This is a genomic window from Vibrio algicola (genome assembly GCF_009601765.2).
Classification (GTDB): domain Bacteria; phylum Pseudomonadota; class Gammaproteobacteria; order Enterobacterales; family Vibrionaceae; genus Vibrio; species Vibrio algicola.
This window is the reverse complement of sequence record NZ_CP045699.1, coordinates 1,488,901-1,515,335: the sequence shown is the minus strand read 5'-3', so window position 1 is coordinate 1,515,335 and position 26,435 is coordinate 1,488,901. Positions and strand designations below refer to the sequence as shown.

Below are 26,435 nucleotides of genomic sequence, written 5' to 3'. Positions count from 1 at the left end.
TTAGCTAACATGGTTCAATGAGTTTGAATCTCATCATAATGACTAGGGGCTGTTGATCAATGTAGTCGTTAAATCAACGGGAATTTAACCTTGTTTAAAATGTGGAATTTTGAGTGCTATCACATTGTTTAATAATAAAAATCAATATTCAGTGCGATATTTATCAAGCAAACAGATAAAGACATCAAATGTTTCAATTTAACGCTTAACCTATGATGAGAAATCTACGATTATAGCGAAAGATAATTAAGCTTCTAATTTTATGGAGACAACGATGAAGCGAGTGATGTTATTTTTAGCAACCAACCTAGCCGTCGTGCTGGTGTTAAGTGTTGTTCTGAATATTGTTTATGCAGTGACTGGAATGCAACCGGGCAGTTTATCGGGTTTATTGCTGATGGCGGCGGTATTCGGCTTTGGCGGTTCATTTATTTCTTTGCTAATGTCGAAAAAAATGGCTCTGCGTTCTGTGGGGGGGCAAGTTATTGATCAGCCACGTAATGAAACCGAACATTGGTTAATTCAAACCGTGACTCGCCAAGCGCAACAAGTTGGAGTCGGTATGCCAACTGTGGCGATTTACGAATCCCCGGATATTAATGCATTTGCCACAGGCGCTAAACGAGATGATTCATTGGTTGCGGTGTCGAGTGGTTTATTGCATAGCATGACAAGAGAAGAAGCCGAAGCGGTTTTGGCCCACGAAATGAGCCATATTGCTAATGGTGATATGGTCACTATGACCTTGATGCAAGGGGTAGTGAATACTTTTGTGATTTTCTTATCGCGCATGATCGCCAATATTGTCAGTTCAAATAATAGCGATGAAGGCCGTGGTGGCAGTATGATGAGCTATTTCATTATTTCTATGATACTGGAAGTGGTGTTTGGCTTCCTCGCCAGCTTTATTACCATGTGGTATAGCCGTCATCGTGAATTTTATGCCGATGCGGGCGCTGCTCAATTGGTAGGCAAAGAGAAGATGATTGCTGCATTAGAGCGATTAAAAATGAGTCATGAGCCACAATTAGAAGGCTCAATGATGGCATTTGGCATTAATGGTAAGCAAACCATGATGCAATTATTAATGAGCCATCCACCGCTAGATAAGCGGATTGAAGCACTGCGTAATAGCTGATTATGTATAGATAGCAATCATAAAGGCTTGGATCTCATTTGAGACCAAGCCTTTTTTTGTTTGTGGTTATACTAATTGCATCAATCTAATGATCGTTCAAAATTGAGTACAGAGAAAATGTCAAAGGCCATGGATAATCTTTTCTCAAGCGAATAAGGATGGATCAGCGTCTTTTCGGTGTATTCAAATTGATCAAAACTTAAATGGAATGGGTATTATTTTGATTGCTTTTTTAAATCAGTCTTAACGATCTCAAGCGCCTTTAAAGCCACGCTAGGGTCAATATTATGACTTTCTAATAAGTAAATCAGATCAACCGCTAGCTTGATCTCATCGGGTGCATTATCAAGTGGGCTCGATACCGAGTCACTATCATTAGCACGATCACTATCATTCACAATTTCGGTTTGTCGCTTTTGTTCTGCTGGATTGGATTTAGACATAATCGTTACTTGGGTTGTGTTTTTCACGGTAAGTGATTTGGCGTTCAATCTTTAATTTCGCTTCTTTACAACGCGCTAAACGTTGCTCTGCGGTCATTAAATCTTGTTGCGCTTGTGTTTGGTTATGTTGGCCAGTGTGATTCAATGCGGCGGTCTTTTGGCGAACTAAATCCTGTAAACGGGTTTCCCATTCTTGGTGCTGAGCTAAATTTTGATATAACTCGCTGATCGGTTTGCGGTAATGACTGCTGTGTTTTATTTCGGTATTGCGGATTTTTTGGGTAGCGAGTTCGCGTTGGATTGCGCCTAATTGGGATAATAATAATTGGGTTAAATGCTCTGCGCGCAATGCGGTTAACCGTTTTGCGGACTGTTCGCGAATAATGGTGTCATAGGTTGCGCGTGTTTCTGCCACACAAGGGACAAGCAGGCGAGCACGACAGCGAAATAAATGCTCATCAAATAATGCTTGATGGTGTTCGCCTTTTTGTCGGTCGCGACTGGCAGCTTGAATCGACATTTGGTCAAGTTTGCTGGCAATGTCGTTAAATGTGCTCATAAGTGACCTTAACTATCATGATATATGAATTTCTCATTTGTATGTGCGTTGTGCTCCTCACTTCAATATGAGCATAGCCTCAATACTCAATATTACGAGCAAAAGGGGGGAGGGAATCTAACAATGCCTTGCCATAACGCTTACTAATAATACGGCGATCAAGCAATACAACTCTACCAGAATCTTGCTCTTTACGCAGCAGTCGTCCGACCGATTGGATCAGTTTCTTGCTCGCTTCCGGCACCGAGATTTGTAAGAACGGATTGCCACCTTTATGGCTAATGTATTCTGAGTGGGCTTCTTCTACTGGAGAAGTTGGAACGCCAAAAGGGATCTTAGTGATGATCAAGTTTTCTAATAGCTTACCTGGTAAATCTAACCCTTCTGAAAAACTGCCGGTACCAAATAGAACACTGGTTTGGCCAAATTGGCAATAAGCACAGTGTTTTTTAAGAATTTCGCCGCGTGAGGCTTTACCTTGTACCTGCAAATTCCATTTATTCTTAACCGCGATCTTGTCTAACGCTTCGGTGACTTTGTTCATTTGCCAATAAGATGAGAAGAGTACCAAATTGGCTTTTTTCTCTTCGATGTATTTTGGTAGTAACTCAATTAAGTAGTCAGTGAATTCTTGCTGTTGCGGTTCTAATTTTAGTTTAGGGATCAATAACTCAGCATTGTTGGCGTAGTCGAATGGTGAGGCCAAGGCTAAAAATTGAGTGGCATCTTCCGGTTTTAAACTGACCCCAGCTTGAATCGCAAAGTATTGGAATGAATTCAGCGCGCGCATGGTGGCAGAGACTAATACCCCACCATAACAACGACTCCAAAGCTTTTGATCGAGTCGCCAACCGATTTCTAATGGAGACACATTTACAATAAAGTCATTATCACGCTCAGGGCTGATTTCAAGCCAACGGGCCAGCGGTGCGCCTGTTTCATGGTTAGGCTCAGCCATTAATTGCCAAACCTTCGCGAGATTTTCCAATCGTTGTAAGTAAAAGCCAGCTTCGGCTAATGCAGGCTCTGCGATGCGGCTTGAGAGTTCGCCATCTTTCACGCGCTCGCTAATTAAGTCGGTGATTTTTGCCATTGCTTTATTGGCTTTTTGAGTCAGCGATTTTAAGCCTTTGGATTCTTCTTCCAGCCACGCGGGCAGTTCGCCATGTTCAAAGCGATAAACTTGGTCTTTAAATTGTTCGGCGTTGAACTGTTGGCTTAATTGAGTCAGTGATGGGATCAATTGTTGAATCGCATCAATCAAATCATTTTGAAAACGACCGCTGCGTTTTATATCGGTCAGACCCGTAAACTTAGTGACCGATTTATTTAAGCTTTCTAGCCAACTGGTGACGCCTTTTAAACTTGCCGCCGCAGAAGCATGCTCACGCGCCACTTTTGGTAAATGATGCGCTTCATCAAAGATATAAATGCTTTGTTCAGGTTCGGGTAAAATTACGCCACCGCCTAAATCAATATCGGCCATCACTAAGCTGTGGTTGGCAATAATGACATCGACCTTATCTAAATTAGCTCGAGATTTTTGGAATGGGCAGTCTCGGTGAGAAGGCATCGAATTATTGCAACTGTGCTTATCGCTGGCAATCACTTTCCAAATCTCATCAGAAATTGTGGCAGGCCAACTGTCTCTATCACCATCCCACTTATTGTTGCTGATCGCTTTAAACAAAGATTGCAGTAATTCAATATCTTTGGTTTTTGGCTTGGTTTCAAACATACCCAGTTGCGAGCCGCTGCCTTGCGCGGAATTTTGCCCACTGGCGGCAACTAATTTTTCTAAACAGCAATAGCGTTGACGACCTTTGGCTAAGATAAAGCTAAAAGGGGTTTCAGTCAGCCTACGATAAAGCGGCATATCTTTATGCACCAGTTGTTCTTGCAGTGCCACGGTAGCGGTCGAAATAATGATTTTCTTTTGGCTAAATTGTGCGAAAGGAATGGTCGCCATTAAATAGGCCAGAGATTTACCAATACCCGTTCCTGCTTCTGCCACAATCATGCGATTGGAATCATGATAAGTGCCCGACAAGGTTTTCGCGATTTCAGCTACTAAGTAGTTTTGCGCTCGGCGGGGTATGAACCCATCCAGTTGATGAGATAGGTTTTGATAGCTTGTTTTGATGGCTTTTTGAATGGTTGGCGACAGCATAGATTCTTCTCATTAATTGATGCTGAGATAGTAGCATAAAATGCCGTTTTGGCCTTTAAATGAGATAGAAAGGAAGTTGTTGTAAAATTGTTGGGTTTATCAATTGAGCTAATAAAAGCTAAAACAAACAGTTTTTAGTGGCTTTTACCAATGAAAACAAGACGCTTATCACAAAATAAGATGGAACTTTTAAAATAAAGGCGTTAAGTATCGAATTCCCATGTTGCCTTTGTGTTAATTCTTTGTTGTGGGCTATTCGTGATATTTAACTCTAAATAAATGTTGTTTTTTAGTGTTATACGTTGATATTTTGTTTTGTTCTCGTGTGCTGTGTTGATTTCGAGTTACAATGCACTTTTATGAAAATGGATGTAATTAATAGTTAAATCATTATAAGTAAAGGGTTTTTATCATTTTTTATATGATCGATTATGTTTTTTTATGAAATTTGACACTTTGACGGAACTTTAGCAATCTTGTTGTGCGAATCAGATGTATGGCTTGTTGGTCGGAGTTACCGATAAGCATAAATAACAAGAAAGGAATCCCAAAGGGAATTTCAAAACAATTAAAGGCAGTGGATTATTATGAAAAAATCGTTAATCGCATTAGCAATTGCAGCAACGACAGCCGCAGGCTCTGTAAGCGCGGCAGAGATTTATAAAACAGATGAAGGCTCAATTAACTTTTATGGTCAACTTCGAACTGAGCTGAAGTGGAACGACATTGGCGAAAATAACCCTGAACTTAGTTCTGGTTCTTCACGCATGGGTATCGATGGTGCTTATAAGTTAACAGATGACGTTAAAGTTATTGGTTTAGTTGAAGTTTCTGTCGATGAAGACTCTGATATGTATGTACGTCAGCATATATTTGGTTTGGCAAGTGATAGCTTAGGTACAATTAAATTTGGTAAACAGTGGACAGTTTCGGATGATGTGTATGGCGCTGATTACTCTTACTTCTATGGTGGTTCAGCGCTTCGTTACGGTACACTGTCTGGTGCCGAACATGATGCAATGATTAAATATGAGTATGTGGCTGATAGTTTTTGGATTAAAGCTGATTATGGCCTGCCTAATAATGATAAGGAGCAGGAGCTTGCAGAATTATTTGCAGGTACGTCATTTGGTGATTTAGATGTTCATGTTGGTGGTGGTTATAATATTGACCAAGCTATAGATGTGAAGAATACTTACGGTGAAGCTACTGCAGAATATAATTATTCGAAAGGTGTTATTGGTTTTACGTATTATTACGCTAAATTAGAAAGTCAATCTGCAGTGGACTCAAGTATTGAAGAGAATGGCTTCTCATTAGCAGGAACATTTGCTTGGTCTGATAAAGGTACAGGCTACGCAGGTTATGAATATACAAAGCAAGATCCTGATTCCGGCAATCTAGATTCTGAAGATGGTACATTGATTTACCTTGGTTCTGACTACCAAATGCTAGAGTTTGTGAGGGTTTATGCGGAAGTTGCATATGCTGACGGCACAACTTTAGGTTATGAAGCTGGTGGCTCTGGCAGTGGTAATTTTGTTGGTCCAACAATGGTTGATTCTGAAGTTCTTTTAGGTCTAGGTGCTCGCTTCTACTGGTAATTACTAATTTTAAGCACTCAAACAATAAAATAGCTCCTGATAGGAGCTATTTTTTTATCTGTAGATAAATTCACTAAGAAAACTTACAAAAACGTGATCTCGAACATTGTTTTTTATTTGCGTTTATTTTGAACGTTGTGCAATTTATTCTGTTGAATATTCCTCATCTACGGGGTTATGGCAGGATATTTTGTGAAAATATCATTGATCGGGAGAATGTTTAATATCTGATATCATAGTTTCCATGAATGCCAATGTTATTCGCATGGTTGAATTTTAAGGTATTTCTTATCCATCTAATTGATAATTAGAGTGTTTTATGTTTTTTTACCTTGTTTGACTTTTTTGTGTCTATTTTGCATTCTTGTTTCAGCTTGAAAGCGGTATCGATCGCATCTTTACGCTTACTGTTTTCGTATAGCCAAAACAATAAAGACAAATGGAATTAAATTGAAAAGGCAGTAATTAACTATGAAAAAGACTTTTATAGCGTTAGCAGTGATAGCTGGCACGGTATCGGGAGCCGCGCAAGCCACTGAAGTTTACAAAAACGATACAACGTCAATCGACTTAAATGGCCGTTTTTACTCAGTCGTGGAAACGGTAAAGGCAAACGGGCATACCAATACCGATGTTAAAATTGATGACTCTCGCTTGGGAATGAACCTCCGCCATCAAGCGAATGACTCTTTAGCATTAATTGGTAAATATGAGCTTCAATTTACTACTGCAGAGGATGACAGTGCATTTGAAAATCGTGATGCATGGGCAGGCTTTGATTTTACCAATATTGGTCAGTTAACTTTTGGTCGTAACTCTACCGTTTATGATGACTTTTACCTTGGTGGCTTTGATGAATACTATGGCTTTAGCCAAACATTAGCAGACCGTGGTCGTGATAACGGCATGATTAAGTTTGTTTCTGCGCCAGTATTCGGTGGTTTAACTGTTGCGGGTAACTATCAAACTCGTAATGAAGCGGAAAGTATCCGTGGTGCGTATACCGCTGGTGTAAAGTATGATTTTACATTTGATGAATCGACGCTAACAATTGGGTTGAGTAATTTTGATTACGATATTATTAATAGCTCGGATCATGTCACCGGACAAAATCTAGGGGCTAAATATGCATTAACAGATAGCTTTGCCGTTGGTGCCGATTATGGTCTACAAAACAATCGTCTAGCGGGTGCAGGTAAGACGAAGACTGCAGTTGATTCTGATATTACGTTATGGCGTGCTGGTGCCGAGTACACCGGTTTTTCCGATTACCGTATCTATGGTGGTTTAGGTCAAGTGACTGTTGATGATAAAACAGCAGCGAAAAAGGACGGTCAGGGTTACTATGTAGGAATGTCTTATAATATCATTCCAAACGCCTATGTATTTGCTGAGTACGCGTCATATGATAAAGATACCTTAAACGCGAGTGGGGATGCTGGTTCAGATAAATTTGCTCTCGGCCTTAACGTTAACTTCTAATGTTATCGTTATACCCCCATAATGTGTTGTGAAATCATTTGGGTATAGTCTACTTTATATAAAGCCACTTCCTTTAGTGGCTTTTTTCATTTATGGAGAATAAATGATTTTTTGCTTATCGCAACCGATTGCTATTTGTCTCCATATTGATGAAGTCCACTTCTGACGCTACAATCCATAACCCTGTCCCTACTAAATATACTCATTATGAAATTTCCTGGTCAACGTAAGTCCAAACACTATTTTCCTGTCCATGCTCGCGATCCATTAGTCAGCCAAGCACAAGAAAGCAAAACAATGACACGCACTCACATTATTGGTATTGATCAAACCTTGGTTGATATTGAAGCGAAAGTCAGTGACGACTTAATCGAAAAATATCAATTAAGTAAAGGACATTCATTAGTGTTGGACGACGATAGAGCAGAAGCTTTATATAATGAATTAAAAGAAAAGGACTTGATCACCGATGAATTTGCCGGTGGCACCATAGGCAATACACTGCACAATTACTCAGTATTAGCCGATGATAAATCGACCTTATTGGGCGTGATGAGCAACAATATTAAGATCGGTAGCTATGGTTACCGCTATATCTGTAATACTTCAAGTCGTATGGATTTGAACTATTTACAAGGGGTTGATGGCGCGATTGGCCGTTGTTTTGCATTGATCAGTGATAATGGTGAGCGTACCTTTGCTATCAGTGAAGGAAAAATGAATCAACTTTCCCCCAATAGTATTCCGGAATCTATTTTCCCTGGTGCGTCAGCATTAGTATTAACTGCTTATTTAGTGCGTTGTAAGCCTGGCGATCCTATGCCAGACGCCACAATGAAAGCAATTGAATTTGCCAAGAAACACCATGTTCCAGTGGTATTAACACTTGGTACTAAATATGTGATCCAAGATGATCCTGAGTATTGGCGAGAATTCATTCAACAGAATGTTTCAGTGCTGGCCATGAATGAAGAAGAAGCGGAAGCATTAACGGGCGAACATGATCCATTAGTGGCCTCAGACAAAGCTTTAGAGTGGGTTGATCTTGTCTTGTGTACCGCAGGGCCGGTTGGTTTATATATGGCAGGTTATACTGAAGACGATGCAAAACGGGAAACGACACTACCGCTATTACCGGGTGCGATTGGTGAATTTAACCGTTTTGAATTTAGTCGACCAACGCGTCGATTTGAATGTAACAATCCGATTAAAGTCTATTCTCATATTGCCCCATATATGGGGGGTCCTGAGAAGATTAAAAATACCAATGGGGCAGGCGATGCCGCGTTATCGGCAATATTGCACGATATGGCCGCCAATAAATACCACAAAGAAAATATCCCTAATTCCAGTAAGCATGAATATCCATTCTTAACCTATTCATCATTTGCTCAAGTTTGTAAATATGCTAACCGTGCCAGTTATGAAGTGTTGGCGCAACATTCTCCTCGTTTATCTCGCGGATTACCTGAAAAAGAAGATAGCTTAGAAGAAGCGTATTGGGAAAGATGAACATCGCTTTTAATTGACGATGGTAAAAGGTTAGACACAAAAAAGGGGCGCTAAATTAGCGCCCCTTTTAACGTTTTAATCAATGATTACTTGATTAAAAATGTATCAATTGATTTGCCAGAGTCAAGAGCTTCTTGGATAACAGAAGGTGTACGACCTTGACCAGTCCAAGTTTTTACTTCGCCATTTAGCGTGTATTGATATTTTGCAGGGCGTGGCTCGCGTTTTTTACGAGACTTAGTTTTTACTTCGCCGCCGCTCATCGCTGCAACAAGATCTTCTAAGTTAATGCCATCTTTTGCGAGTTTATTTGCGTAATCCGCTAAAATTGCATCACGTTCAGCTTGTTGAGCAAGCTCTTGTTCTTCAGCTGCTTTTCTTTCTTCATATACAGTAGAAAGTTTTTCTAGTAGCTCTTCTACTTCTTGTAAAGTGAATTCTTCACGAGTGAAAGCGCGCAAGCTGCGAATATTAAGCAGTGCTGATTTTTTGATTTCTGACATGGTTGATCCTATTTGGTATTAGGTAGAATAATTAATAGTGTTGTTGCATCTGTGTGTAGATAATAACGTTCTTTATTTTATATGTGAAATTTTATTTTAACTAATGTGTAAAATTATTTAAAGATACAGCTATAAGATTAGACAAATCCGACGAAGTTCAATTATATATTAAATTATTTTGTATATCGTTTGATTGCTGCTCGATATCATACATAGCGTTTAGAATAGTACTGGGCTTATCGTTTATATATAAGCCACTTACTGTATGTATGTATGTATATGAAGAATGGTGGAGATTGATTAGTCATTTATCTTGCCATTTTCCTCTGTATCATTACAATAAGCGGCATCTTTCCCTATGGCATCTTGAGATCCGCTAAAATGCGTATCTTGACTAGATGGTTGTATTGAAAAGATGTAGAGGTGCAAGTTTCATCAGTAACTTATGCTAGGGTGATGCCGATGAGTATAAGTGAAAGGGATATTTGCCGAAGTAAGAATAAAATTGCCACGATAGTGCTTATTTTATTGATATTTATCAAAATAACTTACTGGGGGTGCATCGAATAGGTGTACCACTGCCATAGTTTATATTTAAAAGAACCGACATAATGCATTCAACTGCTGTCTGTTTTATCTACGCTTGCTGTTGGCGTAATGTCGGTTTAAATATATTATTTACCCACTATGGAGCGCTACTGTAAGCAAACCTACTCATAGCTTTGCTTGTGCTAAGATATTTTATTGTTTGTAATGCTCAATAATATCCTTTCTGCAGTAGATCTCTGACCAATTTTGGTTCTTAAGATCATGAATTTAATAGATTTTACATCCTCTCCGGAATCCTTGCTCCCCCCATTAGTTGCACTCACGATGGCGATCTTAACTCGCCGTGTATTGTTGTCATTAGGGCTCGGTATCTTGCTCGGTGGCTTTTTGCTGGCTGATTACTCTTTGGTCCATACTTTCTCTTATGTCAGCAGTAAAGCACTTGGCGTGTTTGTCGATGGTGCAAGTTTAAATTGGAATAATATCTTTATTCTTTTTTTCCTTATCTTGCTTGGTATGACGACTGCGTTATTAACGTTATCTGGCGGGACTTATGCTTTTGCCGAATGGGCGCAAAAACGCATCAAAACCAAACGTGGAGCAAAGTTACTCGCTGTTTGGCTTGGGGTATTCATCTTTATTGATGATTATTTTAATAGTTTGGCGGTAGGAGCCATTGCGCGCCCAGTGACCGATCGTTATTACGTTTCACGCTCTAAATTGGCTTATATCCTCGATTCAACCGCTGCGCCTATGTGCGTGATCATGCCAGCGTCGAGTTGGGGGGCGTATATCATGACTGTGGTCAGTGGCATCCTGGTCTCGCATGGTATTACTGAGTATTCAGCATTAGGAGCTTATATGCGCCTGATCCCAATGAACTTTTATGCCATCTTTGCTTTGTTAATGGTGTTTGCAGTCGTATGGTTTGATTTAAATGTGGGCCCAATGCGTCAACATGAACTCGCGGCTAAACAAGGTAAAACCGATGATAAAGATGATAACGCGGTCGATTTAACCGAAGAGTCTGAGATCGAAGAGAGTAAGAATGGCCGAGTGTCCAATCTGATCTTGCCAATCGTGGCGCTGATTGTGGCCACGGTATACTTTATGATTGCCTCGGGTGCCAATGTATTAGAAGACGATGGGCAAGCCTTTAGTTTATTAAAAGCATTTGAAAATACCAATGTCGGACAATCACTTTGTTTTGGCGCTTTAGTTGGTATCGTGGTTGCTTTAATTACCGTAGCAAGACAAAAAATGCCAATTAAAGATGTGGTAATCACATTATGGATTGGCGCTAAATCGATGTTTGGTGCGATTTTGATCTTGGCATTTGCTTGGACCATTGGCGCGGTCATTAAAGATATGGGTACGGGTGCGTATCTTTCTACCTTGGTGGAAGGCAGCATTGATGATCACTGGTTGCCGGTTATTTTATTCTTGCTCTCTGGTGTGATGGCGTTTTCTACCGGTACCTCGTGGGGCACATTCGGTATTATGTTACCGATTGCAGGCGACATGGCTGGCGCAACGGATTTAGCGCTAATGTTGCCAATGCTCAGTGCGGTATTAGCGGGCTCTGTGTTTGGTGACCACTGTTCGCCAATTTCAGATACCACTATCTTGTCATCAACTGGCGCACGTTGTAATCATATCGATCACGTCTCTACTCAGTTGCCTTATGCACTGGCTACGGCGTTTATTTCAGCGGTTGGTTTCTTAGTGCTAGGCTTAACGGTCAATGTATGGTTGGGTCTATTAGCATCGAGTATTACCTTTGTGCTGGTTTGTTTTGCGCTTTCTATTATTGCAAAGTCGAAGATGCCAACTAAAGCTTAAGTCTCGCCTGCTTATACATAAGGTATTAACAATAAACCGTTTAGCTCGCCATTTGCGCTGCTAAGCGGTTTTTCGCTTTAGCCGTTCAATGCACTTGGCAGATCCCGTATTGATGAAAAATCCAAGTTTCGGCTAACATCTTAAAAATAATTAAATTAATAGTTGAAAAAATTGGCGAGCTTCGATAATGTGAACTTATACAAACTGATTAACAAAAGTGAAAACTTATGCGTACATTTGATATGAACATTCATCATCACCATCATCCTGTTTTATCTTGCGGGTGAGTGTATGCATCCGGAAGATAACTCTTCCGGCGCTGAATCAGTAACAGATTCAAACCCTCGGAAGAGTAATCTCTCCGGGGGTTTTTTCATTTTGGACGGTTTTAATTAATACATTTAATAAAACAAATTACAGGGATAGAGATTATGCAAACCAAACGATTAAGAATTGCGATTCAAAAAAAAGGCCGTTTAAGCAAAGAGTGTCAATTGTTGCTTAAAAAATGTGGCGCTAAGTTCAATATTGCCGGTGAGCGCCTAGTGGTACACAGTGAAAACATGCCAATTGATTTATTGCTGGTTCGTGATGATGACATTCCGGGCCTGATCATGGATGGTGTGGTTGATTTAGGTTTTATTGGCGAAAACGAATTAGAAGAAGTGCGTCTTGATCGTAAAGCGCTGGGTGAGCCATGCGAATTTAACACTTTGCGCCGTTTGGATTTTGGTGGTTGTCGTTTGTCGATTGCAATTGATAAAGACGAAGCTTACAACGGCCCGCAAGATCTCGCCGGCAAGCGTATTGCGAGCTCTTATCCACACTTGTTAAAAAGCTACATGGATGAACAAGGCATTAACTTTAGCGCTTGTATGCTCACCGGTTCTGTTGAAGTTGCGCCACGCGCCGGTCTTGCCGATGCGATTGCGGACTTAGTCTCAACTGGCGCCACTCTTGAAGCCAATGGGCTAAAAGAAGTCGAAGTGATTTTCCGCTCAAAAGCGACGCTTATCCAACGCAAAGGGGAATTCTCTCAAGATCAACTTCAATTGATTGATAAATTACTGACTCGCATGCAAGGCGTTATTCAAGCCAAAGAATCAAAATACATCATGTTGCACGCACCATCGGACAAACTAGAGCAAATCAAAAAATTACTGCCTGGCGCAGAAGATCCAACCGTGTTGCCACTTTCTCAAGAAAAAAATCGGGTTGCGGTCCATTTAGTCAGTACTGAAAATCTATTCTGGGAAACGATGGAAGGCTTGAAAGAGCTAGGTGCAAGTTCGATTTTGGTATTGCCAATTGAGAAAATGATGGAGTAAGCACGATGAAAACAGTGGTTTGGCAATCATTAAGTGAGCAGCAACAACAAAGTATTTTGGAGCGTCCTGCGATCAGTGATGGCGCGAATATTACCGATATTGTCACGGGTGTCATCAAGCAAGTGCAACAAGACGGTGATGCGGCGCTGAAAGCATTAACGCAAAAATTTGATAACGTGGCACCAGATTCCATATGTGTGTCAGCGGCTGAAATTGACGCCGCATCAAATCGTTTATCCGATAAAATGAAGCAAGCGTTGCAACAAGCGCATAAAAATATTTCAGCTTTTCACCAAGCACAAAAAGCGAAGCCATTAAGTGTTGAAACCCAACCGGGCGTGGTGTGTGAATTAGTCACTCGCTCGATAAATAAAGTCGGCTTGTACATTCCAGGTGGCAGCGCGCCATTACCTTCAACGGTATTAATGCTCGGTGTGCCGGCACAAATTGCCGGTTGTCGCAAAGTAGTGTTATGTTCGCCACCGCCGATTGCCGATGAAATACTCTACGTTGCCAAGCTCTGCAATATCGATGAAGTGTATAACGTGGGTGGCGCTCAAGCGGTGGCTGCCATGGCTTATGGCACCCAAACTGTGGCAAAAGTCGATAAAATCTTTGGCCCGGGTAACGCATTTGTGACCGAAGCGAAACGTCAAGTCAGTAATGATTTTTCTGGCGCGGCGATTGATATGCCAGCGGGCCCTTCTGAAGTATTAGTGATTGCCGATGAAGGCGCGGATGCCGACTTTGTAGCGGCCGATTTATTGTCTCAAGCCGAACACGGACCTGATTCTCAAGTGGTGTTATTAACCCCATCAGCTACGATTGCCGATCAAGTTGCAGATGCGATAAAGCAGCAACTTAAACAGCTTTCGCGTAGCAATATTGCCGAACAAGCATTGGGTTCAAGTGTGCTTATTATTACAGAGTCGCTAGAGCAATGCGTTGAGATTTCCAATACTTATGGCCCTGAACACTTAATTGTTCAAACCCAAGACCCACGGGCATTACTGCCATTATTGGATAACGCGGGTTCGATTTTCTTAGGTCAATGGTCACCAGAGTCGGTGGGTGATTATGCCTCAGGCACCAATCATGTCTTACCAACCTATGGTTACACACGCACTTATTCTAGTTTAGGTTTAGCCGATTTTTCAAAGCGTATGACAGTGCAACAATTAACCCAACAAGGTTTACAAGGTTTGGCCGATACCGTGGTGACGATGGCAGAGGCGGAAGGGTTAGATGCGCATAAACGCGCGGTGACGATCCGTATCGAAAAGCTAGGCCGTATTGAAAAGCTAAGTAGTATTGATCAGTTAAGCCGCACTGAAGAATCAAATCAAAGCCAGTTAGGCGATTAATTAGGAGTCAACATGGAAAGGTTAGCTCGTAAACAAGTTCAAGCATTAACCCCTTATTTATCTGCTCGTCGTATTGGTGGCTGCGGTGATGTGTGGCTCAATGCCAATGAATCGCCATTTGATAATGAATATAAAACCAATTTCTCACGTCTTAATCGTTACAGCGAGTGCCAACCGAAAGCATTAATTGATGGCTATGCCGCTTATGCCGGTGTCGCGCCAGAGCAAGTATTAACTTCTCGCGGCGCTGATGAAGGCATTGAGTTATTGATCCGCGCATTTTGTGAGCCCAATGAAGATGCGATTTTATATTGTCCACCAACCTACGGAATGTATGCGATTAGCGCTGAAACTTCGGGTGTTGAGCGTAAAGTGGTACCTTTAACCTCTGATTGGCAATTAGATCTTGAGGCTATCCAAGCAAATCTGGCTAAGGTAAAACTGGTGTTTGTGTGTAGCCCTAATAACCCAACCGGCAATCTGATCAAGCGTGAAGACATTATTCGTTTATTAGAGTTGACGCAAGATAAAGCGATTGTGGTGATGGACGAAGCTTACATTGATTTTTGCCCTGAAGCGTCTACGGTTGATTTACTGGCGCAGTATCCAAACTTGGCTATTTTGCGCACCATGTCGAAGGCTTTTGCTCTAGCTGGACTGCGTTGTGGCTTTACTCTTGCCAATCCCTCTATTATTGAGGTGTTATCAAAAGTGATTGCGCCGTATCCAGTGCCAGTGCCGGTGTCGGATATTGCGGTGCAAGCGTTATCAGAAGCAGGCCTTGCTCGAATGCGATATCAAGTGTTGGATTTAAGTGCCAACCGAGCGTATTTACAAGCCGGTTTAGGTATGCTCGATGGTATTGAAGTGTTTGAAGGTTGGGGTAACTATTTATTAGTTAAGTTCAATGATGGTGACGCAGTATTTAAGGCTGCGTGGGATAACGGCATTATTTTACGTAACTCACCGATCAAAGATTGTGTCCGCATTAGTATCGGCAACCGAGATGAGTGTGAGAAGACGTTAAGTTTTCTGCGCAACGCTTTGATCGCCGCTTAAATAAAATCATTAAATATATACCCAAAGTAATTGATGTTGCAGTGCGGCAAGTAAATGAATCCCATGAGTTTAGCTCGTCTAAGTGATTGGGGTGAGTGCACGTAGCCAACAAAGCTGCAGCTTAAAGTACGACAGGTATACACGGCAGTCTAGGATTGCCGTAAGCTCTGAGAAGGAAATCGATGTGAGCCAAGCCAATAAAATTCTTTTTATCGACCGTGATGGCACCTTAATTGTTGAGCCTCCGGTTGATTTTCAAGTCGACCGTTTAGACAAACTTAAGTTTGAACCAAACGTGATCCCCGTATTATTAAAGCTGCAAGATGCCGGTTATCGTTTAGTGATGGTGACCAATCAAGATGGGTTAGGTACCGACAGTTACCCGCAAGCGGATTTTGATGCGCCGCACGATATGATGATGGAAATCTTCGCATCACAAGGGGTGAAGTTTGATGATGTGTTGATCTGCCCACACTTTGAGGCTGATAATTGTTCTTGCCGTAAGCCGAAACTGGGGATGGTAAAAGATTATCTGCAAGCGGGAAAAGTGGATTTCAAAACCTCAGCTGTGATTGGCGATCGCGCCACTGATATACAACTGGCTGAAAATATGGCGATTCGCGGTATTCAATACAACCCAGAAAGCATGAACTGGTTGGATATTCTAAAAGACCTAACCGTCAATGCTCGTAAAGCCACCGTGATCCGTACCACCAAAGAAACCGATATTAAAATCTCGGTGAATCTCGATGAGCAGGGCGGTAATAGCATTTCAACCGGTATGGGCTTTTTTGATCACATGCTCGACCAAATTGCCACTCATGGCGGTTTTCAAATGGTGGTTGAGGTGGAGGGGGATTTGCATATCGATGATCACCACACCATAGAAGATACGGCTTTAGCACTGGGTCAAGCACTCAAAGAAGCATTAGGTGATAAGCGCGGTATTGGTCGCTTTGGCTTTAGTTTGCCAATGGATGAATGTTTAGCTCAATGCGGTTTGGATTTATCTGGCCGTCCTTATTTGAAATTTGACGCTGAATTTAGCCGCGAGCAAGTCGGCGAACTATCAACCGAGATGGTGGTGCACTTCTTCCGTTCACTCACCGATACGCTAGCGTGTACCTTACACTTATCTTCTACTGGGCATAATGATCACCACATCATCGAGAGCTTATTTAAAGCCTTTGGTCGTACTTTGCGTCAGGCAATAAAAGTAGAAGGTAATGAACTGCCAAGCAGTAAAGGGGTGCTTTAATGTCGCTAATATCCTCTGATATAAACAATCAAAAAGTCGTGATTATTGATACCGGCTGCGCCAATGTGTCATCGGTACGATTTGCGATTGAACGCTTAGGTTATACGGTCACGATTTCTAAAGATCCCGCGGTGGTTTTGGCGGCAGATAAGCTATTTTTACCGGGTGTCGGCACCGCATCGGAAGCGATGAAAAACCTGCAGCAACGTAATCTCATCGAATTGGTTAAGCAAGTCGAAAAGCCCTTACTTGGCATTTGTTTAGGCATGCAGCTTTTGGGTAAGTTATCAGAAGAAAAAGGTCAGCAAGGCGCTCAAACTAACTCGCAAGACGTCGCGTGTCTTGGCTTGTGTGATGGTGAAGTTCGTTTGATGGACAGCGGCGATCTGCCATTGCCACACATGGGTTGGAATACAATTCAACCGGTGGCAGGACACCCATTGTTTAACGGTATTTCGCCAGAGAGTTATTTTTATTTTGTGCATAGTTATGCGATGCAAGTTGGTGATCATACTATTGCCCGTTGTGATTATGGTCAGCCGTTTACCGCGGCGTTGCAAAGTGGCAACTATTATGGGGTGCAATTTCACCCAGAACGCTCCTCGAAAGCTGGATCTAAGTTGATCCAGAATTTTCTCGAATTAGATGGATAAATTAAAAAGGATTTAATCGTGATCATTCCTGCACTCGATTTAATTGATGGTCAAGTAGTACGCTTATTTCAAGGCGACTACGGACAGAAAACAGAATACAAAGTAGACCCAGCTGAACAATTTAACCTATATCATCAAGCGGGAGCGAACTGGCTTCACTTGGTGGATTTAACCGGCGCGAAAGACACCAATGCGCGTCAGTTAGATTTGATTGCAAAGTTATTAGCCAGCACCCCAGCCAACATTCAAATTGGTGGTGGTGTACGCACAGAGCAAGATGTGGTCGATTTACTTGAAGCTGGAGCACAACGTGTTGTAGTGGGCTCAACTGCAGTAAAACAATCTGAGCTAGTTAAAGGTTGGATGAGTAAATACGGTGCTGAAAAAATCGTGTTAGCGTTAGATATTAATATTGACGCGCAGGGTGTACGTAATGTGGCGATTTCTGGTTGGCAAGAAGACTCAGGCGTCACCATTGAAGCGCTGATAGAGGATTATCTCACGGTCGGCTTAACCCATGTGCTGTGTACCGATATTTCGCGTGATGGCACATTGACCGGTTCGAACGTTGAATTGTATATCGACCTTTGTAAACAATACCCACAAGTGCAATTTCAATCTTCAGGTGGCATTGGCAGTTTAGAGGACATTGCGGCGTTAAAAGGCTCAGGAGTTGCGGGCGTGATTGTTGGCCGCGCATTACTTGATGGTAAGTTTAGCGCCGAGGAGGCATTCTCATGTTGGCAAAGCGAATAATTCCTTGTTTGGATGTAAAAGATGGCCAAGTAGTTAAAGGGGTGCAATTTCGTAACCACGAAATTATTGGTGACATCGTCCCTCTGGCGCAACGTTACGCGGATGAAGGCGCTGATGAGTTAGTATTTTATGATATTACCGCATCCAGTGACGGGCGAGTGGTAGATAAAAGCTGGGTGGCGCGAGTCGCTGAAGTGATTGATATTCCTTTTTGTGTTGCTGGTGGCATTAAGTCTGCCGAAGATGCAGCGCGAATTTTAGAGTTTGGCGCGGATAAAGTGTCGATCAACTCGCCGGCATTAGCAAACCCTGAACTTATTACCGAACTGGCGGATAAATTTGGCGTGCAGTGTATTGTGATTGGTATCGATTCTTACTTTGATAGTGAAACCGGAAAATATCAGGTTTACCAATTTACCGGTGATGAAGAACGCACTAAGGCAACAAAATGGGAAACCCGAGATTGGGTGATTGAAGTGCAAAAACGCGGCGCTGGTGAAATCGTGTTAAATATGATGAACCAAGATGGCGTGCGTAATGGCTACGATTTAGAGCAATTAAATATGGTACGGGAAGTGTGCCATGTTCCGTTGATTGCATCAGGTGGCGCGGGTGAAATGGTGCATTTTAAACAAGCCTATCAAAAGGCCAATGTTGACGGAGCGTTAGCCGCTTCAGTTTTTCATAAGCAAGTGATCAACATTGGTGAATTAAAACAGTATTTGAAAAATGAAGGCGTGGAGATACGTTTATGAGTGAAGTAGCAAATCAAAATCAACTTAGCGCATTTCAAGCATCGGATTGTGCAACTTTAACGGCGCGAATTAACTGGGAAAAAGTCGACGGATTACTGCCAGTTGTAGTGCAAGATTTTCAATCAAGCCAAGTGTTAATGCTCGGCTATATGAACTCAGACGCGCTGCAAAAAACCGCGCAAACCGGCTTAGTCACCTTCTTTTCAAGAACCAAGCAACGCTTGTGGACTAAAGGTGAAGAGTCGGGTAACTCGCTTAATGTCGTTAATGTGGCGCTTGATTGCGATCAAGACACCTTATTAATCCAAGTTAATCCGATTGGGCCAACGTGCCATACTGGCACCACCACATGTTTTGATGCAGGCCAACAAATTGACCCGAGTAAACACAGCGAAAGTCAATTGGTGTGGCTTCATCAACTTGAGCAGTTATTGGCTGCCCGCAAGAGTGCCGATCCCGAGTCCTCTTATACTGCCAGTTTATATGCCCGTGGCACTAAGCGTATTTCGCAGAAAGTGGGCGAAGAGGGCGTTGAAGTCGCGCTTGCGGCAACGTCGGGTGACAAGGCGGAATTAGTGTGTGAGTCTGCTGATTTGATGTATCACTTATTTGTTTTGCTGCAAGACCAAGACTTGTCGTTTAACGATGTGATTAATAAGCTGAAAGAACGTCATCAATAACGCCGCATAAAAAATCAGCAATCAGAAAATCGCTTAATGTCTACTGACATTAAGCGATTTTTTTGTCTGTTATTATTTTTATTACCCACTTGTGCAGTAAACGCTTGTAAATTTAATAAGCAATGCTTACTATATGTGTGACTTACCGCACGTCATCATGAGTGTGAAATGTTCATTCAATCATAACTAATTGATACAAAGGTTTTTATGGCTAGGGCACCGATTGGGTATTTATTATCAGACGTTTCGCGTTTGATTCGACATGAATTTCAAAGCGATCCCGCGATGGGCGAAATGACTTTAGCGCAAGCCAGAGCATTAAGTTTGATTTCTCGCCATGAAGGGATCAAACAGGTCGAGTTGGCTGAATTGCTCGAAATTAAACCTATGACATTAGGGCGAATTATCGATCAATTAGTAGAAACGGGGTTGATTGAACGACGCCCAAATCCTAGTGATCGCCGCGCCTATTTGATTTATTTATTGCCAGCTGCACAACCAGAACTCGATCATATTCAAATGGCTGGAAGCCGAGTATGGGCCAATGCTTTAGAAGGGTTATCTGAAACAGAGATTGAAGCCTTTGTACAAACATTAGAACGTATCCATAAAAACTTACCGTCTTATTAACTTTGGAAATATTTATATATGACTAAGCCATCTACCGATAATGACTCACCTGAAACAAAGACGGTTGAATCTCTATCGCCAGCAGTGAAAAGCCCTAAGAAGAAAGCGAAACGTGTTGTCCTCCTTTTTGTCGTGCCTCTTCTTATTATTGCGGGCAGTGGTTTTATCTATTTGACTGGTGGTCGTTATGTTGAAACCGACAATGCCTATGTTAAAGCGGATAAAACATTGATTAATGTTGAAGTACCAGGACGTGTCACTAAAGTATTGGTAAAAGAAAATCAACAGGTTAAATCCGGTCAACTATTGCTCACCATAGATGCAAAGCCGTATAAAATTGCGGTTCAACAAGCGCGTTCTCACCTTGATGATGTACGCACTGGGCTGCTGACCACTAAGGCTGAATACAAGAGTAAACTGGCTAACTTAGCCGTATCAGAAAACCAATATAACTTCGCGAAACGTGAAGAAAAGCGTCAATACGATTTATGGCAGAAAAAGTATTCATCGCAAGCAGAATATGAAGCAGCGGAAAATAAATCGTTATTATTTCAACTTCAAACCAATATGTTTAAAACCCAGTTAAAACAAATTGCGGAAAGTTTAGGGGGCGATATCGAACGTCCTGTTGAACTACACCCTAAATACAAATTGGCACAGGCGCAATTAGCCCAAGCCAAATATAACTTGCAACACGTTGAATTACGCGCCCCAGCAGACGGTGTAGTTTCTAAGGTGATGAAAAAAGGTCAGTATATTTCACCAAATAACACCACTATGTTACTGGTTGCTAATACTCACCTTTGGATTGAAGCGAACTTTACGGAAAAAGAAATGACCAATGTAAAAGTAGGTCAAAAAGTGGCTATTGATGTCGATTACGCGCCTGATAATCAATGGACAGGTCATGTCAAAAGTATTAGTCCCGCCACCGGCGCCGAGTACTCTGTGATCCCTGCGCAAAACGCAACCGGTAACTGGGTGAAAGTGACCCAACGTTTACCTATCCGTATTCAAATTACGCCACAAAAAGATGCACCACAACTGCGTGCGGGTATGAGTGCCACAGTGACGGTTGATACCCAAAATGAACGCCATTTAGACCTGTAATTATTGAATCAGTCCGAGGTTTAAATGAGCCAAATTATTGTCAGCCAAGAAGAAAAAGATTTGAAGTCGAAACGACTACTGATCACTTTCTCGGTGATGCTTGCCACCATAATGCAAGCATTAGATACCACTATTGCCAACGTTGCTCTGCCACACATGCAAGGCGCGATGGGCGCGACTCAAGATCAAATATCTTGGGTATTAACCTCGTATATTGTTGCGTCGGCAATTGCGATGCCGATGACGGGGTTTGTTGCCGCTAAAATTGGCCGTAAGCGCCTGTTTATTTTTTCTGTGATTGGTTTCACCTTAGCTTCGGCCCTATGTGGCGCGGCGCAATCGCTTGATCAAATAATTACGTTTCGTTTGCTGCAAGGGGTATTTGGTGCCAGTTTAGTACCGTTATCTCAAGCGGTGATGTTAGATACTTATCCGAAAGAGCAACATGGATCTGCAATGGCATTGTGGGGCATGGGCGTGATGGTGGGGCCGATTTTGGGGCCTTCACTTGGCGGTTGGTTAACCGAGTATTATAACTGGCGTTGGGTGTTTTATATTAATATCCCATTTGGCGCTTTGGCTTGGTTTGGTATTGCCGCTTATGTGAAAGAAACCTCGTTGGATGCGAAACGAAAATTCGATATGTTCGGCTTTGCGTTAATAGCGGTGGCGATTGGCTCATTACAATTATTTCTGGATCGAGGCGAGTCGCAAAACTGGTTCTCAAGTATGGAAATCGTGATTGAATGTGCATTAGCCGCGATCACGCTGTATATGTTTTTGGTCCACATGTTTACTGCCAAAAAGCCATTTTTAGAGCCGACTATGTTTAAAGACCGCAACTTTGTGGTTGGGGTAACAATTGGTTTTATGATGGGGGTGGTGCTGCTTGCTACCATGGCATTATTACCACCCTTTATGCAAAGTTTGATGGGTTATCCTGTGTTGGATGTTGGTTTCCTTTTAACGCCTCGCGGTTTTGGTACCATGACCAGCATGATGATAGTAGGACGAGTGGCTCGTAAGGTCGACCTACGTTATCTGATGTTTATTGGTGTGTGCTTAATGATTTTCTCATTATGGGAGATGACGTTATTTACGGCTGAAGTCAGTTCGTGGGATATTATTCGAACCGGTGTAGTACAAGGACTCGGTTTAGGTTTGGTGTTTGTGCCATTATCCACCATGACATTCTCTACGCTACCCACACACTATAGGACCGAAGGCACTGCGTTTTATAGCCTGATCCGAAATATTGGTAGTAGTATTGGGATCTCGGTGGTAACCACTTATCTGGCGCATCGAGTGCAGATCAATCATGAGTCATTTTCGCAATTTATTACCCCATTCAGTTTGCCGCTTAAAATGGCATCGGAGCATGGATTATACAATATTTCGACTCAAGCAGGCTTGTTATCGATCGATGCAGAAGTGAACCGACAAGCGGCTATTTTAGGTTATTTACAAGATTATCGTTTGATGATGTTTGTCTGTTTGTTCATGTTGCCGTTGTTATTTTTATTTAAAAAGCCGAGTAAGCAATAACGAATAGACGACAAATTTATTGCTATGAATATGATATAAAAAATGCCCAGCTCTCTTTAACTGATAGGTAAAGAGTCTGGGCATTTTTAGATTAAAGTGAAGCACAAATGGTATTAACCGCAACACTTCTTAAATTTCTTACCACTGCCACAAATACACGGATCATTACGACCCACTTTTAAGCTTTGAATGCTTTGATTTAATCGAGGATCATCGCTTTGAGTTAACTGGGGTGATTGTGGCATAAAACCATCAATGTAAGTCCAAAGTCCATTTTCTTTAATAAATCGTGAACGTTCGTGCAAACAAAATTCGTTCTCTCCTTCCATAAAGTAAGCTTTAAATTCGACATAACCTTGGTCGTTATTGACCGAACTCGCGGCGACGACTTCTAAACGGCACCACTGGCTTTCAATTGATTCTGCAATCGCGGCACGCTGCGCAGGAGCTTGGCAGGATGAATGATAGGTATCCACCACAAAATCGACTAATTTCAGGACATGAGCACTATAGCGAGCACGCATTAATTGCTCGGGCTGCTTGGCTAATGTCACATCATTATGAATAGGCTGACAGCATTGTGAATAGGGGATGTTACTGCAACAAGGGCAAAGCATAATCGATCTCTTATTGTTTTAAACCCGATACCGAAGTGTCGATATCAAGATAACGAAATTCTGGGGTGGACCAATCATTAGCTTGAGCAAAAACCTGCAAAGCCTGATGGGTTTCAAGTGATAATGTAGCGCTTAAATTGACGATATTGTCGGCTTGATTGTTTTCTAAGGCAAGCGCAAGTTTTAATATATCGCCCAGTATTCCCTGTTGTTGAGTTAAGGCAAGTTTGGCCGCTGAGGTCAGTGGTAGCGATTGGATTAAATCGGCCAAAGGTTGTTCAAACAATTTATCCAGTTGTGAAAACATACCAATAAAGTAAGCCTGATCAGCATCTATTTCGAGTGGGCTGAGTTTTGCTAATTGAAAACAGCATTGAGCGCGTTGCATCGACGATTGATAATAAGGTGACGGTACCGAATCATGCTCAGCAATTATTGATAGCGAGATAAATAATTTGATATTTTCATTGCCAAGTAACTGTAATGATTGTTGCACTGAGACAAACGTACTTGGGTGGTGCGCAGTCATAAAATGCATCAACTTATAGGTCATAGTGATGTCATTTTCAATTAAATGGGCGACATAATCACAGTCAATAATATCTTGTTGCACAGCTTGTTTGAGCTCTTCAATCATAAAAGAGGCCGATTCAATCCGGCGTTTTCGGATGATTTCAGGTCGATGAAAGTGATAGCCTTGAAAGTAGTGGAATCCTGCCTGAATACAAGCTTGAAATTCGCTATCATCTTCAATTTTTTCTGCCAGATATTTTAGCTTAAATGCCTTGTTTTGATGCATAAAAACTTGCGCCTCAGCAATGCTGAACTGGCGAATATCAAATTTAATTAAGGTAATAAAAGGTAAGAAACGTTGCCATTTATCCGAAGGCACAAAATCATCTAATACGATGCGATAGCCTTTGCTGTGCAAGGATTGTATCGCGTCAAAGAGTTCGTCATTGGGCGGACAGTCTTCCAATACTTCGATCATTAATAACTCAGATGGAAATAGAGTAGGCATTTGTTCAATTAAGCTTTGATATGGGAAATTGACCAAGAATATCTGGCGATCAATATCTTTCACATTGGTCAAAAAGAAATGCTCGATCAATAACCGGCTGGTGGCTTTGTCGGGATCCATCTGCGGAAAGGTATTAACTAAGCTCTCACGAAATAATAACTCGTAAGCTACGATGGAACTGTCTAGATCAACAATAGGCTGGCGTGCAATGTAAGAGTACATCTGCTCATCTCTTTTATTTTTGTAAATATCGCTTGGTAATATCAACAGTGTAGTGGATATAACCGGTTCGTGTATGAGTTCAACACGCGACAATAACGAAATACGCTTGGACCATATATGAAAACGATTGCATTTACTATTTTAACAACAGTATTTTGTGAACTGCCTTTGTGTTAGTTATTTAGATGCTGGATTATCGGTCGCTTTGGGAGATAAAACGGCGAGTTTGTAGCGATGTTGATTCAGGAGTGCAAACTAAAACTGACCCTTGCTCATACCAATCGCCTAATACAATCCGGGTGGCGTTGCCTTGTTTGGTCTGAAGTTGATGCACCAATGGACGGTGTGTATGGCCGTGGATCATCTGCGTTACTTGGTAGGATTCTAATACCGCAATCACTTCACTGGGCGTGACATCCATTATATTCATTTGTTTGGTTTGCTTAACTTGTTTGGCTTTATTTTGTACGTGAGACACAATTTTTTGGCGAATGAATAATGGGATATGATTGAATAAGAACTGTAGCCAAGGTTGATGCACGCGAGCGCGGAATTTTTGGTAGTTTTCATCCATAGTGCACAAGGTATCACCATGCAAAATGACCGTTGGAATGCCGTATAAATCAATTAAACACACATCGTCAAGCAAGGTTACGCCAGTTTGCTGACAAAATCGTTTACCCAGTAAAAAATCACGATTTCCTTGAATAAAGTAACACTTAACCCCTTGTTTGGTTAAGCTCGAAAATGCTTGTTTAATCGTGTGGTTGAACGGGGTGTCATCATCATCACCGATCCAAAATTCAAATAAATCGCCTAATACATATAAGGCTTGCGCTTGTGGTGCTTCGGTTTGCATAAAATGCAGAAAACAATCCGTAATATCAGGACGTAATGGAGAGAGGTGCAAATCTGCAATAAAAAGCGTGCTCATTGAGGCCTATGTATTTGGGAATTTTAGAAAGAGGAAATTGAATAAAAAGGAGAGAACATAGCCTCTCCTTTTTACGGCAATGAAACTATTAAGCTTCGATAGTGGTACTCGTGATCAGTACGTCTTCTAGTGGTACATCTTGGTGCATACCGTAAGAGCCAGTGTTTACATTTTTAATTTTTTCAACGATGTCCATACCTTCAACTACTTCAGCAAATACGCAGTAACCCCAACCGTTCATTGATTCAGATTGGAAATCAAGGAAAGTGTTGTCATTGACGTTGATGAAGAACTGAGAGCTAGCAGAATGTGGTTCGTTTGTACGTGCCATAGCAAGTGTACCGGTTTTGTTGCTTAGGCCATTGTTAGCTTCATTTTTGATTGTTGCGCGAGTGGTTTTTTCTTTTAGGCCAGAAGTCATGCCGCCGCCTTGAACCATAAATCCGTCGATAACACGGTGGAAAAGCGTGTTGTCGTAGAAGCCATCTTGACAATATTGTAGGAAGTTAGCACTGGTTAGTGGTGCTTTTTCTTCGTTTAACTGAATTTTAATATCGCCGAAGTTGGTGTGCAGGATGATCATGGTGTAGTCCTTTCGTTCTTGATTAAATCTATACTTTGTTACATAAGTATAGGAGAAGTGAGTAAGGGTAATTTTATAGTAACTCGGGGTGAAAGCAACCGTAAGCCACTTAGGAATA

General features: G+C 41.7%; 24 protein-coding genes, 1 riboswitch and 1 other annotated feature. Of the genes, 16 read left to right on the top strand and 8 right to left on the bottom strand.

The window, feature by feature from the left end; genetic code table 11:
• Window positions 1–274 precede the first annotated feature (274 nt).
• Window positions 275–1,138, top strand: a complete 864-nt coding sequence (gene htpX, locus GFB47_RS07005; protein WP_153447331.1) for a protease HtpX — start codon at window positions 275–277, stop codon at window positions 1,136–1,138.
• A 215-nt stretch (window positions 1,139–1,353) separates the two neighbouring features.
• Here htpX and rsmS read toward each other — a convergent pair whose 3' ends face one another.
• The 3 genes from rsmS to dinG all read right to left on the bottom strand — a co-directional run bounded on the left by rsmS (window position 1,354) and on the right by dinG (window position 4,310).
• Window positions 1,354–1,536, bottom strand: coding sequence for a pleiotropic regulatory protein RsmS (gene rsmS, locus GFB47_RS07000; RefSeq protein ID WP_225874311.1), 183 nt, complete (start codon window positions 1,534–1,536; stop codon window positions 1,354–1,356).
• 37 nt (window positions 1,537–1,573) lie between these two features.
• Window positions 1,574–2,140: a primosomal replication protein gene (locus tag GFB47_RS06995; RefSeq protein ID WP_153447329.1), complete on the bottom strand. Its 567-nt coding sequence runs from the start codon at window positions 2,138–2,140 to the stop codon at window positions 1,574–1,576.
• Between the two features lie 79 nt (window positions 2,141–2,219).
• Window positions 2,220–4,310 (bottom strand): ATP-dependent DNA helicase DinG, encoded by a 2,091-nt coding sequence (dinG, locus tag GFB47_RS06990; RefSeq protein ID WP_153447328.1) that lies wholly within the window; start codon window positions 4,308–4,310, stop codon window positions 2,220–2,222.
• A 587-nt stretch (window positions 4,311–4,897) separates the two neighbouring features.
• Between dinG and GFB47_RS06985 the strand changes: the two genes are divergently transcribed.
• From GFB47_RS06985 to GFB47_RS06975, 3 genes are all read left to right on the top strand, one after another.
• A complete protein-coding gene (locus GFB47_RS06985) occupies window positions 4,898–5,914 on the top strand; it encodes a porin (protein ID WP_153447327.1) in 1,017 nt (338 codons plus the stop codon).
• 471 nt (window positions 5,915–6,385) lie between these two features.
• Entirely contained in the window at window positions 6,386–7,396 is a 1,011-nt protein-coding gene (locus GFB47_RS06980) for a porin (RefSeq protein ID WP_153447326.1), read from the top strand.
• 207 nt (window positions 7,397–7,603) lie between these two features.
• Window positions 7,604–8,908 carry an inosine/guanosine kinase gene (locus GFB47_RS06975; RefSeq protein WP_153447325.1) on the top strand — a complete coding sequence of 435 codons (1,305 nt, stop codon included), beginning with the start codon at window positions 7,604–7,606 and terminating at the stop codon, window positions 8,906–8,908.
• Window positions 8,909–8,994: 86 nt separating this feature from the next.
• On the opposite strand, the gene GFB47_RS06970 is transcribed toward GFB47_RS06975, so the two are convergent.
• Entirely contained in the window at window positions 8,995–9,411 is a 417-nt protein-coding gene (locus tag GFB47_RS06970) for an H-NS family histone-like protein (protein WP_153447324.1), read from the bottom strand.
• A gap of 410 nt (window positions 9,412–9,821) precedes the next feature.
• Window positions 9,822–10,117, top strand: a riboswitch (Lysine riboswitch).
• Window positions 10,118–10,221: 104 nt separating this feature from the next.
• Between GFB47_RS06970 and GFB47_RS06965 the strand changes: the two genes are divergently transcribed.
• The 12 genes from GFB47_RS06965 (at window position 10,222) to GFB47_RS06910 (ending at window position 22,940) form a co-directional block, all read left to right on the top strand.
• Window positions 10,222–11,802 (top strand): Na+/H+ antiporter NhaC family protein, encoded by a 1,581-nt coding sequence (locus GFB47_RS06965; RefSeq protein WP_153447323.1) that lies wholly within the window; start codon window positions 10,222–10,224, stop codon window positions 11,800–11,802.
• A gap of 250 nt (window positions 11,803–12,052) precedes the next feature.
• Window positions 12,053–12,176: a sequence feature (His leader region), on the top strand.
• Window positions 12,177–12,233: 57 nt separating this feature from the next.
• Window positions 12,234–13,130: an ATP phosphoribosyltransferase gene (gene hisG, locus GFB47_RS06960; RefSeq protein WP_153447322.1), complete on the top strand. Its 897-nt coding sequence runs from the start codon at window positions 12,234–12,236 to the stop codon at window positions 13,128–13,130.
• 5 nt (window positions 13,131–13,135) lie between these two features.
• Entirely contained in the window at window positions 13,136–14,494 is a 1,359-nt protein-coding gene (gene hisD, locus GFB47_RS06955; protein ID WP_153447321.1) for a histidinol dehydrogenase, read from the top strand.
• 12 nt (window positions 14,495–14,506) lie between these two features.
• Complete coding sequence (gene hisC, locus GFB47_RS06950) at window positions 14,507–15,553, top strand: histidinol-phosphate transaminase (protein WP_153447320.1); 1,047 nt, start codon at window positions 14,507–14,509, stop codon at window positions 15,551–15,553.
• A 184-nt stretch (window positions 15,554–15,737) separates the two neighbouring features.
• Window positions 15,738–16,811: a bifunctional histidinol-phosphatase/imidazoleglycerol-phosphate dehydratase HisB gene (hisB, locus tag GFB47_RS06945; protein WP_153447319.1), complete on the top strand. Its 1,074-nt coding sequence runs from the start codon at window positions 15,738–15,740 to the stop codon at window positions 16,809–16,811.
• Complete coding sequence (gene hisH, locus GFB47_RS06940; RefSeq protein WP_178306459.1) at window positions 16,811–17,464, top strand: imidazole glycerol phosphate synthase subunit HisH; 654 nt, start codon at window positions 16,811–16,813, stop codon at window positions 17,462–17,464. The genes hisB and hisH overlap by 1 nt, the downstream gene beginning before the upstream one ends.
• Before the next feature lie 18 nt (window positions 17,465–17,482).
• Window positions 17,483–18,220, top strand: a complete 738-nt coding sequence (hisA, locus tag GFB47_RS06935; RefSeq protein ID WP_153447318.1) for a 1-(5-phosphoribosyl)-5-[(5-phosphoribosylamino)methylideneamino]imidazole-4-carboxamide isomerase — start codon at window positions 17,483–17,485, stop codon at window positions 18,218–18,220.
• Window positions 18,202–18,975 carry an imidazole glycerol phosphate synthase subunit HisF gene (gene hisF, locus GFB47_RS06930; protein WP_153447317.1) on the top strand — a complete coding sequence of 258 codons (774 nt, stop codon included), beginning with the start codon at window positions 18,202–18,204 and terminating at the stop codon, window positions 18,973–18,975. The genes hisA and hisF overlap by 19 nt, the downstream gene beginning before the upstream one ends.
• Window positions 18,972–19,655, top strand: coding sequence for a bifunctional phosphoribosyl-AMP cyclohydrolase/phosphoribosyl-ATP diphosphatase HisIE (gene hisIE, locus GFB47_RS06925; protein ID WP_153447316.1), 684 nt, complete (start codon window positions 18,972–18,974; stop codon window positions 19,653–19,655). Before hisF ends, hisIE begins: the two co-directional genes overlap by 4 nt.
• Before the next feature lie 207 nt (window positions 19,656–19,862).
• Window positions 19,863–20,285: a MarR family winged helix-turn-helix transcriptional regulator gene (locus tag GFB47_RS06920; protein ID WP_153447315.1), complete on the top strand. Its 423-nt coding sequence runs from the start codon at window positions 19,863–19,865 to the stop codon at window positions 20,283–20,285.
• 18 nt (window positions 20,286–20,303) lie between these two features.
• Entirely contained in the window at window positions 20,304–21,395 is a 1,092-nt protein-coding gene (locus GFB47_RS06915; RefSeq protein WP_153447314.1) for an HlyD family secretion protein, read from the top strand.
• A gap of 24 nt (window positions 21,396–21,419) precedes the next feature.
• Complete coding sequence (locus GFB47_RS06910; RefSeq protein ID WP_153447313.1) at window positions 21,420–22,940, top strand: DHA2 family efflux MFS transporter permease subunit; 1,521 nt, start codon at window positions 21,420–21,422, stop codon at window positions 22,938–22,940.
• 113 nt (window positions 22,941–23,053) lie between these two features.
• Here GFB47_RS06910 and GFB47_RS06905 read toward each other — a convergent pair whose 3' ends face one another.
• From GFB47_RS06905 to GFB47_RS06890, 4 genes are all read right to left on the bottom strand, one after another.
• Window positions 23,054–23,560, bottom strand: a complete 507-nt coding sequence (locus GFB47_RS06905; protein WP_178306489.1) for a YchJ family metal-binding protein — start codon at window positions 23,558–23,560, stop codon at window positions 23,054–23,056.
• Between the two features lie 7 nt (window positions 23,561–23,567).
• Entirely contained in the window at window positions 23,568–24,800 is a 1,233-nt protein-coding gene (locus GFB47_RS06900; RefSeq protein WP_153447311.1) for an EAL and HDOD domain-containing protein, read from the bottom strand.
• 193 nt (window positions 24,801–24,993) lie between these two features.
• Window positions 24,994–25,734, bottom strand: a complete 741-nt coding sequence (gene lpxH, locus GFB47_RS06895) for a UDP-2,3-diacylglucosamine diphosphatase (RefSeq protein WP_153447310.1) — start codon at window positions 25,732–25,734, stop codon at window positions 24,994–24,996.
• 88 nt (window positions 25,735–25,822) lie between these two features.
• On the bottom strand, window positions 25,823–26,317 hold the full coding sequence (locus tag GFB47_RS06890) for a peptidylprolyl isomerase (protein ID WP_153447309.1): 495 nt from the start codon (window positions 26,315–26,317) through the stop codon (window positions 25,823–25,825).
• Window positions 26,318–26,435 lie beyond the last annotated feature (118 nt).

Coding starts and splice junctions, on each gene's coding strand:
- lpxH (WP_153447310.1), bottom strand. CDS start 25,734: ATGAGCACGCTTTTTATTGCAGATTTGCACCTCTCTCCATTACGTCCT.
- GFB47_RS06975 (WP_153447325.1), top strand. CDS start 7,604: ATGAAATTTCCTGGTCAACGTAAGTCCAAACACTATTTTCCTGTCCAT.
- dinG (WP_153447328.1), bottom strand. CDS start 4,310: ATGCTGTCGCCAACCATTCAAAAAGCCATCAAAACAAGCTATCAAAAC.
- hisG (WP_153447322.1), top strand. CDS start 12,234: ATGCAAACCAAACGATTAAGAATTGCGATTCAAAAAAAAGGCCGTTTA.
- GFB47_RS06910 (WP_153447313.1), top strand. CDS start 21,420: ATGAGCCAAATTATTGTCAGCCAAGAAGAAAAAGATTTGAAGTCGAAA.
- htpX (WP_153447331.1), top strand. CDS start 275: ATGAAGCGAGTGATGTTATTTTTAGCAACCAACCTAGCCGTCGTGCTG.
- GFB47_RS06965 (WP_153447323.1), top strand. CDS start 10,222: ATGAATTTAATAGATTTTACATCCTCTCCGGAATCCTTGCTCCCCCCA.
- hisF (WP_153447317.1), top strand. CDS start 18,202: ATGTTGGCAAAGCGAATAATTCCTTGTTTGGATGTAAAAGATGGCCAA.
- GFB47_RS06970 (WP_153447324.1), bottom strand. CDS start 9,411: ATGTCAGAAATCAAAAAATCAGCACTGCTTAATATTCGCAGCTTGCGC.
- GFB47_RS06915 (WP_153447314.1), top strand. CDS start 20,304: ATGACTAAGCCATCTACCGATAATGACTCACCTGAAACAAAGACGGTT.
- GFB47_RS06995 (WP_153447329.1), bottom strand. CDS start 2,140: ATGAGCACATTTAACGACATTGCCAGCAAACTTGACCAAATGTCGATT.
- GFB47_RS06920 (WP_153447315.1), top strand. CDS start 19,863: ATGGCTAGGGCACCGATTGGGTATTTATTATCAGACGTTTCGCGTTTG.
- hisH (WP_178306459.1), top strand. CDS start 16,811: ATGTCGCTAATATCCTCTGATATAAACAATCAAAAAGTCGTGATTATT.
- GFB47_RS06980 (WP_153447326.1), top strand. CDS start 6,386: ATGAAAAAGACTTTTATAGCGTTAGCAGTGATAGCTGGCACGGTATCG.
- hisD (WP_153447321.1), top strand. CDS start 13,136: ATGAAAACAGTGGTTTGGCAATCATTAAGTGAGCAGCAACAACAAAGT.
- GFB47_RS06900 (WP_153447311.1), bottom strand. CDS start 24,800: ATGTACTCTTACATTGCACGCCAGCCTATTGTTGATCTAGACAGTTCC.
- hisC (WP_153447320.1), top strand. CDS start 14,507: ATGGAAAGGTTAGCTCGTAAACAAGTTCAAGCATTAACCCCTTATTTA.
- hisIE (WP_153447316.1), top strand. CDS start 18,972: ATGAGTGAAGTAGCAAATCAAAATCAACTTAGCGCATTTCAAGCATCG.
- GFB47_RS06985 (WP_153447327.1), top strand. CDS start 4,898: ATGAAAAAATCGTTAATCGCATTAGCAATTGCAGCAACGACAGCCGCA.
- GFB47_RS06890 (WP_153447309.1), bottom strand. CDS start 26,317: ATGATCATCCTGCACACCAACTTCGGCGATATTAAAATTCAGTTAAAC.